Genomic DNA, 12,170 nt, shown 5'->3' with positions numbered 1-12,170 from the left:
GCGCGGATGTGGGGGCGACTCGGCGAAAACCCGTGCAGACTCCCACCGGGACCCGGCAGGAGTAACCCTCCCGGGTGACGTCCCGTACTCCTGCCCGTACTACTGGGCGGTGACGATCCGGACCACGTCGGTGCCCTTCTCCGAGTCCCTGTCCGAGCCCTCCTCCGACTCGACCGGGCGCCACTCGCTGTCGGTGTTGCCGGCCGTCCAGCGGCGCCCCGCGTACGAGACGTTCTCGATGTGCAGCGCGGAGGCGTTGGCCACCGCCCAGTGCGCCAGCTGCCAGCCACGCTGACGGACCGTCGTCCCGGTGGCGGTGTCGGTGTCCGAGGGCACCGGAAGCGTCACGGTCCGCCGCTCGGCCGCCGTCGCGGTGGGGGAGGGGGACGGGGTGGCGGCGGCCTTACGGCCCACCTCCGCGCCGGCCACGGCCAGCACCTCGCGGCCGAAGTCCCGTACGAGCGCCGCCCGTACGGCGTCCGTGCCGCCGGTCGGGGTGGCGTCCGGGCGGCCCTCGCAGGTCAGGGTGGCCGCCGCGCGCCCGGTCAGAGCCGCCGCCAGCAGCGTGGCGTCCTGCTCGTGCTTGGCGTACGCCTCCGGATACCCGCTGCGCTGCACGCGCTGCGCGGCCACCGTGAGGGGGAGGCGTGAATAGCCGGAGACCTTCACGAGATGGTCGTAGAACTCGCCCGCCGCATAGGTCGGGTCCAGGATCTCCTTCGCCGTGCCCCAGCCCTGCGAGGGCCGTTGCTGGAACAGGCCCAGTGAATCCCGGTCGCCATGGGTGATGTTGCGCAGCCCCGACTCCTGGAGGGCGGTCGCCAGCGCGATGGCCACGGCCCGTTCGGGCAGTCCGCGCGCGGTACCGACCGCGGTGATCGTCGCCGCGTTGACCGCCTGCTCGGGGGTGAACTCGTACGTGGCTCCGTCGCCGCCCGCCGAGACGACCTCGCAGGCCGGATCCCCGGTGCCACCGGTGACGTACTGCACCGCGAGATAACCCGCGACGGCGAGCAGGACCAGGAAGGACGCCCCACGACGGAGGAGGCGGCCACGACGCGTCTGGGTGGGGGACGACTCCGGCATCCGTCCAAGGTACTGGAGAGTAGGGAGTGCGGCTTGCGTGTCGGGTGAGGAGAGAGGTCGGAAGGGAGTGAGGGGACGGTGTGCGCTGGTCCCGTGACCCCGTGACCCCATGGCCCGGTGAGGTGGTGTGAGGTGGGGCGGTGCTCGGCAGGTGGGCGGGGCGGCGCGTTAGGGTCGTCCGCATGGCCGATACCCCGCTTGACCTCACATTGGACGCCGCTCGACTGACCGCGTGGCTCGTCGACTTCCCCTCGGAGAGCGGCAGCGAGAAGCCGCTCGCGGACGCGATCGAGACGGCGCTGCGCGGACTGCCGCATCTCACGGTCGAGCGGTACGGGAACAACGTCGTGGCCCGGACGAACCTGGGCCGTGCCCAGCGCGTGATCCTGGCCGGCCACATCGACACGGTCCCGATCGCCGACAACGTGCCGTCGCGGCTGGACGACGACGGGGTCCTGTGGGGCTGCGGCACCTGCGACATGAAGTCGGGGGTCGCGGTCCAGCTGCGGATCGCGGCCACGGTGCCGGAACCGAACAGGGACCTGACGTTCGTCTTCTACGACCAGGAGGAGGTCGCGGCCGACCTGAACGGCCTCAAGCACGTGGCCGAGGCGCACCCGGATTGGCTGGAGGGCGACTTCGCGGTCCTGCTGGAGCCGTCCGACGGCCAGGTCGAGGGCGGCTGCCAGGGCACCCTGAGGGTGCTGCTGAGGACGGCCGGCGAGCGGGCCCACTCCGCGCGCAGCTGGATGGGCTCCAACGCGATCCACGCGGCGGCCCCGATCCTGGCCAAACTGGCCTCGTACCAGCCGCGTTACCCGGTGATCGACGGCCTGGAGTACCGGGAGGGCCTCAACGCGGTCCGTATCGGCGGCGGAGTCGCGGGCAACGTCATCCCCGACGAGTGCGTGGTCGCGGTCAACTTCCGCTACGCGCCCGACCGTTCGGAGGCCGAGGCCCTCGCGCACGTACGGGAGGTGTTCGCGGACTGCGGAGTGGCCGAGTTCGTCGTCGACGACCACAGCGGCGCCGCCCTCCCCGGTCTCTCCCACCCCGCGGCGGCTGCCTTCATCGAGGCGGTGGGCGGCACCCCGCAGCCCAAGTACGGCTGGACGGACGTGTCGCGCTTCAGCGCGCTCGGCATCCCCGCGGTCAACTACGGCCCCGGGAACCCGCACTTGGCGCACAAACGTGATGAACGGGTGGAAACCGGAAAGATTCTCCTGGGTGAGGAACGGCTGCGGGCCTGGCTGACGTCATGACCCGGCAGGGGACCCGAGGAAGCCGGGAGGCGGCGCTTCCCGGTGGACATGCTCGCGTCCCCCGTCCGTAACCGGCGGAGATCTACGCTGAGGCGGAACGACCGTAGGCGGAGGAAGGGAGCGGCCATGAACAACGGCAACCCCGAGGACAGGAAGCAGCCACCGGGGGAGCAGCGGCTCGGGCCGGTGCTTCGCAGGCGCGGGCAGGTCCAGGCGAGCACCACCGACCAGCGTCTCCTCGACGCGGGCGGTCCCTCCGACTGGGTCCACACGGACCCCTGGCGGGTGCTGCGCATCCAGTCGGAGTTCATCGAGGGCTTCGGCACACTGGCCGAACTCCCGGCCGCGATCAGCGTGTTCGGCTCGGCGCGGACGAAGGCCGACTCACCGGAGTACGAGGCGGGCGTCCGCCTCGGCCGCGGACTGGTGGAGGCCGGGTTCGCGGTGATCACGGGTGGCGGCCCGGGGGCGATGGAGGCGGCCAACAAGGGCGCGTGCGAGGCGAAGGGCGTCTCGGTGGGGCTGGGTATCGAGCTCCCCTTCGAGCAGGGGCTCAACCCCTACGTCGACATCGGCCTGAACTTCCGTTACTTCTTCGTCCGCAAGATGATGTTCGTGAAGTACGCGCAGGGCTTCGTGGTCCTGCCCGGAGGCCTGGGCACCCTGGACGAACTCTTCGAGGCGCTGACCCTGGTGCAGACGCAGAAGGTCACGCGCTTCCCGATCGTCCTCTTCGGCAGCGAGTACTGGGGCGGCCTGGTGGACTGGCTGAAGAACACGCTGATCGCCCAGGGCAAGGCGTCCGAGAAGGACCTGATGCTGTTCCACGTCACGGACGACGTGGACGAGGCGGTGGCGCTGGTGTCCAAGGAGGCGGGGCGCTGAGCGCGCTCGTCCTCAAGCGCCGGACGGGCTGGTATTTCAGCCTCTCCGGCGTTTGAGGAGCGGGGGTTCGGGGGCAGCGCCCCCGAGGACGGGACGGGTAGGGGCGGCGGGGGCGAGGAACTCCTACGCCAGCCCCCGCCGCGCCACCGCCGGTGGCCGGTGGCCGGCGATCGACGTCACCATGTCGAGTACCTGCCGCGTCTCCGCGACCTCGTGGACGCGGTACACCCGCGCCCCCAGCCACATCGACACCGCCGTCGTCGCCAGCGTCCCCACCAGCCGTTCCTTCACCGGCCTGTCCAGCGTCTCGCCCACGAAGTCCTTGTTGGACAGCGACACCAGCACCGGCCACCCCGTCTCCACCATCTCCTCCAGCCGCCGCGTCGCCTCCAGACTGTGCCGCGTGTTCTTCCCGAAGTCGTGCCCGGGATCGATCAGCACCGACTCCCGCGGCACCCCCAGCGCGACCGCCCGCTCGGCCAGCCCGACGGTCACGCGCAGGATGTCGGCCATGACGTCCTCGTACGCCACCCGATGCGGACGTGTCCGCGGCTCCGCACCGCCCGCGTGCGTGCACACCAGGCCCGCTCCGTAACGCCCGGCGACCTCCGCGAGCCCCGGATCGACGCCGCCCCACGCGTCGTTCAGCAGATCCGCGCCGGCCTCGCACACGGCCTCGCCCACGTCGGCCCGCCAGGTGTCCACGCTGATGATCACCTCGGGGAAACGGCGGCGCACCTCCGCCACGAAGCCGACCGTCCGCCGTGCCTCCTCCGCGGCCGTCACCTCCTCGCCCGGTCCCGCCTTCACCCCGCCGATGTCGATGATGGCGGCGCCCTCCGACACCGCCTGCTCCACGCGCGCGAGTGCCGGCTCGTCGCGGAAGGTGGCTCCCTGGTCGTAGAAGGAGTCCGGGGTCCGGTTCACGATCGCCATGATCACCGGCTCGTGCGCGCCGAACTCACGCCTGCCCAGCCTGAGCGTCCGCTGTGATCTCACCGTGTGCGTCTCCCAGTACGTTCCTGTGCCCGGCCCGGCAATCAGCCCTGTATTCGGCTGCCTGCGACCATAACTGCCAGACTCGCATGGCACGATCGGACCCTGCCGCATGCGGCACAGGCCCGCCGATCAACCTGATCAACCCGATCCATCCGTTCAACCCGATCCATCCGAATCCCGTGGGGACCCAGCGATGTTGATGTTCTTGTTCCTGGTCGTCGCGCTCGCCGTCGTGGTCACCGCCGTGACGCTGGCCGTGTTGGGCGGCGGCGAGAGTGCCGTTCTGCCGGAGGCCGCGCCCGAGCGGCTCCAGGACCTGCTGCCGCCCGACCGCCCGGTGGGCCGTGACGACGTCGAGTCCCTCCGCTTCCCGGTCGCTGCCCGCGGCTACCGCATGTCGGACGTCGACGACGCGCTCACCCGCCTCGGTGCCGAACTCGCCGAGCGGGACGCCCGTATCGCCGACCTGGAGTCCGCGCTGGCCGGCGCCCAGGCCGCGCCGCGGGTCAGCATGGACAAGCAGGCCGAGAGGAACGAACAGTGAGCGACGCCGGCGTGGCCCTGGCCGGCCCCGACGGGGCGCTGCGCTGCCCCTGGGCGCTCTCCACCGAGGACTACGTGGCGTACCACGACGAGGAGTGGGGCCGCCCGGTCCACGGCGACGACGCCCTCTTCGAGCGGCTCTCCCTGGAGGCCTTCCAGTCCGGCCTCTCCTGGATCACCATCCTGCGCCGCCGGGCGGGCTTCCGTACCGCCTTCGCCGACTTCAAGATCTCGTCCGTCGCGGTCTTCACGGACACCGACCGCGAACGGCTCCTCGCCGACGCCGGCATCATCCGCAACCGCGCGAAGGTCGACGCGACGATCGCCAACGCGCGCGTGCTGGCCGAGTGGGCCCCGGGGGAACTGGACGAGCTGATCTGGTCCCACGCCCCGGACGCGGCCTCCCGGCCGGCTCCGCGGACCCTGGCCGACGTACCCGCGGTCACCGACGCGTCGACCGCCCTGTCCAAGGCGCTGAAGAAGCGCGGGCTGCGCTTCGTGGGCCCCACGACCGCGTACGCGCTGATGCAGGCCTGCGGACTGGTGGACGACCACCTGGAGACGTGCGTCGCGAGAAGCGCCCCGTGAGGGACGCCTCCGACGGCGCTCCCGCCCCGGACTAACGCCCCAGGTACTTCGCCTTCTCCTTGTTGACGAACGCCTGCACCGCGATCGCGTGGTCCTCCGACGCGCCCGCGCGTGCCTGGAGTTCGTCCTCCTTCTCCAGGGTCTCCGCGAGGGAGTGGGTGAACCCGTACGCCATGGCCTCCTTGAGGGCCGCGTACGCCACCGTGGGGCCCTCGGCCAGGGCCCGTGCCGTCTTCTCGGCCTCGGCCCGCAGCTCCGCCGCCGGGACGACCCGGTTCGCGATGCCCAGCTCGTACGCCTCCTGCGCCTTGACGCTGCGCGGGAACAGGAGCAGGTCGGCGGCGCGGCCGGGGCCCACCACGCGCGGGAGCGTCCAGGAGACCCCCGAGTCGGCGGTCAGCGCCACGCCCGCGAACGACGTGTTGAAGGCTGCCGTGTCCGCCACGACCCGGTAGTCGGCGGCGAGTGCGAAGCCGAAGCCGGCCCCAGCCGCGACGCCGTTGACGCCCGCCACCACCGGCTTGGGCATGCTCGTCAGCGCCCGCACGATGGGGTTGTAGTGCTCCCGGACCGTCGTCATGGTCTGGCCCGTGCCGGCCGCGCGGTCGGCGGCCAGCAGCCCGATGTGTTCCTTGAGGTCCTGGCCCACGCAGAACGCCCGGTCGCCGGCGGCGGTCAGCAGTACCGCCCGTACGGCTTCGTCCGTGGCCGCTGCCTGGACCGCCTCGCGGAGTGCGACCTTGGTCGCGATGCTCAGCGCGTTCATCGCCTCGGGGCGGTTCAGTGTGATCGTCGCCAGCCCGTCGTGCACCTCGTAGAGCACGGTGTCGGCCATGGGGTCCCCTCCGGTGTCGCGGCTGCGTCGTCCTGCGTACTGATCAGTACGTACTCGTCCCATGACAGCATGGCGGAGATCACGCGCAGAGGAGAGGACCGGTCATGTGACCTGCGTCAAAGAATTCCGGTTCGGTCTCGGTCGGCCGAGAGCGCGCGCGGCGGCGAAGTATCGCAGTCACACCGCCGAATTGAGTGGTTTTGATCGCGCGCGTTGCCCAAGCGATGCCGACTGATGTTGGTCATAGGGTCCTGAGATGCGGGATAATGGCTGGGAAGCAATGTGTTCGATGCCGGTGACGTGCCTCTCATGAGGGGAAGCGCGTGCCCTCCCAAGGGGCCGTCGGCGACGATGAGCTGGTTTCAGGAAGGGGAACGAGCATGGCGGCCATGAAGCCGCGGACGGGCGATGGCCCGCTCGAGGTGACAAAGGAGGGGCGGGGCATTGTCATGCGCGTTCCGCTCGAAGGCGGCGGTCGACTCGTCGTCGAGCTGACCCCTGACGAGGCCGACGCGCTGGGCGATGCCCTCAAGAAGGTCGTCGGCTGACGCGCGGACGCGTCCATACCCTTTCAGCTGCCCCGGCACCGTGAACATACGGTGCCGGGGCACTGTTCTGCAGCCCGTCTGTCGTCTGCCCGTGTGCCTGTCCTTCCGTCTGCCCGTCCGTGCGCCGCGGGACGCGAGTGCTCAGCGCTTGACCGCGCACAGCAGGCCGTCGCCCACGGGCAGCAGGGACGGCACCAGTTCCTGGCTCTCGCGCACGGCGCGCAGCAGCTCCCGCAGCCGTATGACCTCGGTGGGCTGGGGCCCCGAGTCGACGGTCCTGCCGTTGGCGAAGACGCCCTCGAAAACCACCAGGCCACCCGTACGGAGCAGACGCAACGATTCAGCTAGATAGTCCAGGCACTCCAGCCGGTCGCCGTCGCAGAAGACGAGGTCGTAGCCCGCGTCCGTGAGCCGGGGCAGCACGTCCAGGGCGCGGCCGGGGATGAAGCGGGCGCGGTTGCTGGCGAAGCCGGACGCCCGGAAGGCCTGGCGGGCGAACTGCTGGTGGTCCGGCTCGGGGTCGACCGTCGTCAGGACGCCGTCCGGGCGCATGCCCTGGAGGAGGTACATCCCCGAGACGCCCGTCCCGGTCCCGATCTCCGCCACCGCTTTCGCGTCCACCGAGGCGGCCAGCAGCCGTAGCGCGGCACCCGTGCTGGGCGCCACTGAGCGCAGCCCTGCCTCGCGGGCCCGGTCACGGGCCCAGCGCAGTGCTTCGTCCTCGGCGACAAAGGCGTCGGCGAACGCCCAGCTCGTCTGCCGGTTGCCGGTAATGACCCTCTCCTGTCCCCGCGGTTGCCTGGGCGTGACTGTATCCGTTGCGCCCGGGAACCCGCAGATGGGACCAGTCGTTTAGAGGGGTGCGGGACGAGGTGGTGCAGACAGGGCGACTACATGGGGGATGAGCTGATGAGCCGGCACACGGTGAATACGGAGAACTCGGTGCAGCTGCTGGAACGGCCGTGGGAGCCGGGTCGGCGTACATCAATTTCTCAGAAAACCGCTTATCCGGAGCTAACGGGCGAGGTGGCTATGGTAGGGGCTCCACTGGACACCACCAGAGCCGACAGGGGAGGTGCGGCTGCGCCTGTGGATCGGGGAGGAGCGCTGAGGCGCCTTCTCGGATCAGCGGGTAGGCCGAAATCCGTGAACAACACCGCTGCTGACCCCAGCCACGCCGCTGACCGAGCCCAGACCGCGACCTTCTCCACCGACGCGGACGGGCAGGCGTGGACTCCGCCCTCGTGGGAGGAGATCGTCAGCACGCACAGCGGCCGCGTCTACCGCCTGGCCTACCGCCTGACGGGCAACCAGCACGACGCCGAGGACCTCACGCAGGAGGTCTTCGTCCGCGTCTTCCGCTCGCTGTCGACGTACACGCCCGGCACCTTCGAGGGCTGGCTGCACCGCATCACCACCAACCTCTTCCTGGACATGGTCCGCCGCAAGCAGCGCATCCGCTTCGACGCCCTCGGCGACGACGCGGCCGAGCGCCTGCCCAGCCGCGAGCCTTCCCCGCAGCAGGTCTTCAACGACGCGCACTTCGACGCGGACGTCCAGCAGGCGCTGGACACGCTGGCGCCGGAGTTCCGCGCCGCCGTCGTCCTGTGCGACATCGAGGGACTGTCGTACGAGGAGATCGCCGCGACTCTCGGCGTGAAGCTCGGCACCGTCCGCTCCCGTATCCACCGAGGCCGCTCCCAGCTCCGCAAGGCCCTCGCGCACCGCTCTCCGGAGGCCCGTGCCGAGCGCCGCTTCGCGGTGCCACGGGTGGCCGCGCTGGGAGGAGGGGGCGCGACCGCGTGAGTGCATCACGGCCGTACTCTGCCGAGCGTCGACTCGCCGAGCAGCATCTGGGAGACCGGCTCTCCGCCCTCGTGGACGGGGAACTCGGTCATGAGACGCGTGAGCGCGTCCTGGCGCACCTGGCCACCTGCGCGAAGTGCAAGGCCGAGGCCGACGCACAGCGCCGTCTGAAGAACGTCTTCGCGGAGATGGCTCCGCCACCACCCTCCGAGAGCTTCCTGGCCCGCTTGCAGGGCCTTCCCGGCGGAGGTGATTCCGACTCCGGCGGCTCTCCGCTGGGCGGGGGAGGATTCACCGACGGGCTCTCCGGCTTCCCCGGAAGCCCAGGAGCCGGCTCAGGAGTCTTCGGGGTGAAGGGGGAGGGGTTCGGGTACGTTCCCGCCCGGCCGCACACCTCGGTGCTCCCGTCCGCTCCCGGCCGTGGCTTCCGCATCCACGACGTCGGCCGTCACTATGCCGACCGGTCGTCCTCGCGCAGCCTCCGGTTCGCCTTCGCCGCCGCCGGCGCGGTGTCGTTGGCCGCGATCGCGCTGGGCGGTGTGTCGACGGGCGTTCCCGGTGACACGACGGACGCCCGGGGCACCGCCGGGGGCAGCAATGTGACGCCGATGCGTCCGCAGGGCGGGGGGACCTCCACGGTTCCTGACAGCCAGCGGCGCCGGACGGTCGGTCCGCTGTTCTCCCAGGGAATGGGGCAGGGGACGTTCGGACAGTCACCGGTGGCGCCGACGGAGGTGTCCGCGCCGCTGCTGCCGGGCATCCCGGCACCGCCCTCCGGGGGCCGGGAGCGCGAGGCCATGCACCAGCTGACCGCGCCGGTCGTGGCCGCCGCCGCTGTGCTGTCCCCGCTCATACGCCCGCTGACGGCCCCGCAGGTCGCCCTGACCTCCTGGTCGACGGCGCCCGAGTCGGCGGTCCAGGGCCTGCTCACGGCACCGGCGCCCGACTCATCACCCTCACCCTCACCGTCCGGTTCCCCGTCCATGTCGGACACCGTCCGCTGATCCCACGAACCTGGTTGAATCCGAGGTGCGGACCGCGCACCGGCGGTCCGCACAACAGCGGTCGGCGGAGCGGCGGTTCGCGGCGTCGGCGGCCCTCGGCCAGCGCCGACGAGCCGTCAGGCGGGCCAGGTGTGGGGAGAGCATGGACGAGGGGAAGCCCGCGAAGGCCAACTGGTGGAGCCGGCCCGGCGGGCGATCGGCGCCCGGTCAGGATGAGCCGGCCTCGGGTCAGGAGGCTCCGGCCCCAGCTCCGGCTCCCGGTGAGGGAGAGTCCGGGGCGGGAACGGCCCGAGCCGACGCCGGGACCGGCACAGGGGCCGACACCGGGGGCGACTTCGAGTTGGTGCGGCCCCGGGCACTGCCCGGTGAGGCCGGCGGCAGTGGCGCCGGGGGCGGTGCCGGTGAGGACGCCGGCGACGAAGGGGACTTCGAGCTGCCGCTGCCCGTAGCGGCACCCGGACCCGTACCCGCCGTCCAGGCGGACCCCGCGCCCCCGCACGACCCCGCCGCACCCCTGCATGGCCCTGAACCCCTGCATGACCCCGCACTGCTGCATGACCCCGCACCCCTGCGGGACCCTGATTCCTTGCACGACCCCGATCCCTACAGCACCCCGCCGTACGGCCACCCCGGCCCCTGGGCGCCCGCTCCGCCGGTCCAGCACCCCGTGGTGACCCCGGCGCACGGTACGGCCGTACCGGAGCCCCTGGCGCCCGCCGACGACCCCTGGCGCCGCTACGACCCGTGGGCGCCCGTCGCGCCGTCCCCTCTCCAGCAGAACGGAGCCGTCCCTGTCGACGGCCGGCCGAGGCCGCGCAGGCGCGCGCTGGTCGTCGGGGCCCTGCTGCTCGCGCTGCTCTCCGGGGGCATCGGCGGGGCCGTCGGGTCCTATCTGGAGCGCCATGACGGGGACGGCGACCGCATTCGGCTGTCGCAGACGGACAGGGACGAGTCCGTCGGACGGGCACCGGACAGCGTGGCCGGGATCGCCGCGCGGGCGCTGCCCAGCGTGGTGACACTGCATGTGCGCGGCGGCGGCGCGGAGGGCACCGGAACCGGGTTCGTGCTCGACGGTCGGGGACACATCCTCACCAACAACCACGTCGTCGAGGCCGCCGGTGCCGACGGCAAGGTGACGGTGACGTTCAGCGGCGGTGAGACCGCCGAGGCCGAGGTCGTCGGGCGGGACAGCGGCTATGACCTCGCCGTCGTCAGGGTGAGCGGGGTCGACGGGCTCCGGCCCGTGGTCCTCGGGAACTCCGACAACGTGGTGGTCGGCGATCCCGTCGTCGCCATCGGGGCCCCCTTCGACCTCGCCAACACCGTCACCTCCGGCATCATCAGCGCCAAGGAACGGCCCATCACCGCCGGGGGCGAGAGCGGGGACGGCAGCGACGTCTCGTACGTCGACGCGCTCCAGACCGACGCGTCCATCAACCCGGGCAACTCCGGCGGGCCACTGCTGGACACCGAGGCCAGGGTCGTCGGGATCAACTCCGCGATCCGTTCCGCCGACGGCGGCTCGGGGCTGGACGGCACACAGGCCGGTTCGATCGGGCTCGGGTTCGCCATCCCCATCAACCAGGGCAGGCGCGTCGCCGAGGAACTCATCAACACCGGCAGGGCGACCCACCCCGTCATCGGCGTCACCCTCGACATGGACTACACCGGCGACGGCGCCCGCGTGGGCACGCAGGGCAACGACGGCGGGCCCCCGGTGACCAAGGGCGGCCCCGGCGACCGGGCGGGACTACAGGCCGGTGACGTCATCACCGTGGTCGACGGGCGGCGGGTCCACTCCGGTGAGGAGCTGATCGTCAGGATCCGCGCCCAACGTCCCGGCGACCGGCTGGAACTGTCCCTGCTGCGCGGAGGCAGGCAACGGACGGTCTCCCTCGTCCTGGGCTCCTCCGGCGGCAACTGACAGAAACTTCACAGACGGCGGGCCCTCACCGGCTCCCACAAGGCAAACATCCCGGAAAACCGCTCGTGTACACCCACTCTTGGGCCCCGGGACGGTACCGGTGGGACAGGATGGCCGGGTACCGTGGAACCGGCCCGGACCACGGAAGACCGCGAAGACCGCACGGACCACCGAGGGCCGAGGGCCGAGGACATCGCAAGGAGCTTCAGGTGTTCAATGACATAGGACCGCTCGAGCTGGTGACGCTCGTGCTCCTCGCCGTGCTCGTCTTCGGTCCGGAGAAGCTTCCGAAGATGATCCAGGACGTCACGCGCACCATCCGCAAGATCCGGGAGTTCTCGGAGGGCGCGAAGGAAGACATCCGCTCGGAGCTGGGCCCCGAGTTCAAGGACTTCGAGTTCGAGGACCTGAACCCCAAGACGTTCATCCGCAAGCACCTGGACAACGACGAGCTGGGGCTCAAGGAGATCCGCAACGGCTTCGACCTGAAGAAGGAGATGGCCGAGGTCACGGACGCGGTCCACGGCCGCGAGTCGGACACGTCGTCCTCCTCCAGCACGTCGGGTTCCTCCGGTGGCACCGTCGACATGACGAAGAAGCCCGAGCCGGACGAGCGCCCGCCCTTCGACGCGGACGCCACCTGACCGTCGTAGGCCCGCGCGTGACGTGTCTCATACTCCGACCGGGCCT

At 71.3% G+C, this 12,170-nt stretch carries 13 protein-coding genes; 9 read left to right on the top strand and 4 right to left on the bottom strand.

The window, feature by feature from the left end:
• Positions 1-99 precede the first annotated feature (99 nt).
• Entirely contained in the window at positions 100-1,086 is a 987-nt protein-coding gene (locus OG595_RS12850) for a heavy metal transporter (RefSeq protein WP_329271285.1), read from the bottom strand.
• Positions 1,087-1,268: 182 nt separating this feature from the next.
• Here OG595_RS12850 and dapE point away from each other — a divergent pair, with 182 nt between their 5' ends.
• A complete protein-coding gene (gene dapE / locus OG595_RS12845) occupies positions 1,269-2,348 on the top strand; it encodes a succinyl-diaminopimelate desuccinylase (protein WP_329271283.1) in 1,080 nt (359 codons plus the stop codon).
• A 126-nt stretch (positions 2,349-2,474) separates the two neighbouring features.
• Positions 2,475-3,233: a TIGR00730 family Rossman fold protein gene (locus tag OG595_RS12840; RefSeq protein ID WP_329271281.1), complete on the top strand. Its 759-nt coding sequence runs from the start codon at positions 2,475-2,477 to the stop codon at positions 3,231-3,233.
• 123 nt (positions 3,234-3,356) lie between these two features.
• Here OG595_RS12840 and folP read toward each other — a convergent pair whose 3' ends face one another.
• A complete protein-coding gene (gene folP, locus OG595_RS12835; RefSeq protein WP_329282844.1) occupies positions 3,357-4,169 on the bottom strand; it encodes a dihydropteroate synthase in 813 nt (270 codons plus the stop codon).
• Positions 4,170-4,425: 256 nt separating this feature from the next.
• Here folP and OG595_RS12830 point away from each other — a divergent pair, with 256 nt between their 5' ends.
• Positions 4,426-4,776 (top strand): DivIVA domain-containing protein, encoded by a 351-nt coding sequence (locus OG595_RS12830; protein WP_329271279.1) that lies wholly within the window; start codon positions 4,426-4,428, stop codon positions 4,774-4,776.
• Positions 4,773-5,363, top strand: coding sequence for a DNA-3-methyladenine glycosylase I (locus tag OG595_RS12825; RefSeq protein ID WP_329271278.1), 591 nt, complete (start codon positions 4,773-4,775; stop codon positions 5,361-5,363). The genes OG595_RS12830 and OG595_RS12825 overlap by 4 nt, the downstream gene beginning before the upstream one ends.
• 31 nt (positions 5,364-5,394) lie before the next feature.
• On the opposite strand, the gene OG595_RS12820 is transcribed toward OG595_RS12825, so the two are convergent.
• Positions 5,395-6,198, bottom strand: a complete 804-nt coding sequence (locus tag OG595_RS12820; protein ID WP_329271277.1) for an enoyl-CoA hydratase/isomerase family protein — start codon at positions 6,196-6,198, stop codon at positions 5,395-5,397.
• A gap of 380 nt (positions 6,199-6,578) precedes the next feature.
• On the opposite strand from OG595_RS12820, the gene OG595_RS12815 reads away from it, so the two are divergent.
• Complete coding sequence (locus tag OG595_RS12815; RefSeq protein WP_003966491.1) at positions 6,579-6,746, top strand: DUF3117 domain-containing protein; 168 nt, start codon at positions 6,579-6,581, stop codon at positions 6,744-6,746.
• A 141-nt stretch (positions 6,747-6,887) separates the two neighbouring features.
• Here the strand turns inward: OG595_RS12815 and OG595_RS12810 are convergent, their stop codons facing one another.
• Positions 6,888-7,586 (bottom strand): O-methyltransferase, encoded by a 699-nt coding sequence (locus OG595_RS12810; RefSeq protein WP_329282842.1) that lies wholly within the window; start codon positions 7,584-7,586, stop codon positions 6,888-6,890.
• A 192-nt stretch (positions 7,587-7,778) separates the two neighbouring features.
• On the opposite strand from OG595_RS12810, the gene sigE reads away from it, so the two are divergent.
• The 4 genes from sigE (at position 7,779) to OG595_RS12790 (ending at position 12,124) form a co-directional block, all read left to right on the top strand.
• Positions 7,779-8,552 (top strand): RNA polymerase sigma factor SigE, encoded by a 774-nt coding sequence (gene sigE, locus OG595_RS12805; protein ID WP_327697519.1) that lies wholly within the window; start codon positions 7,779-7,781, stop codon positions 8,550-8,552.
• Positions 8,549-9,556, top strand: a complete 1,008-nt coding sequence (locus OG595_RS12800; protein WP_329271273.1) for an anti-sigma factor family protein — start codon at positions 8,549-8,551, stop codon at positions 9,554-9,556. Before sigE ends, OG595_RS12800 begins: the two co-directional genes overlap by 4 nt.
• 142 nt (positions 9,557-9,698) lie before the next feature.
• Positions 9,699-11,480, top strand: coding sequence for a S1C family serine protease (locus OG595_RS12795; RefSeq protein WP_329271270.1), 1,782 nt, complete (start codon positions 9,699-9,701; stop codon positions 11,478-11,480).
• A gap of 209 nt (positions 11,481-11,689) precedes the next feature.
• Positions 11,690-12,124: a sec-independent translocase gene (locus OG595_RS12790; protein ID WP_329271269.1), complete on the top strand. Its 435-nt coding sequence runs from the start codon at positions 11,690-11,692 to the stop codon at positions 12,122-12,124.
• Positions 12,125-12,170: the final 46 nt, after the last annotated feature.

Source organism: Streptomyces sp. NBC_01451 (assembly GCF_036227485.1).
Taxonomy (GTDB): domain Bacteria; phylum Actinomycetota; class Actinomycetes; order Streptomycetales; family Streptomycetaceae; genus Streptomyces.
Note: the sequence above shows the minus strand (reverse complement) of the source record. Positions and strands in the feature narration are given on the sequence as shown.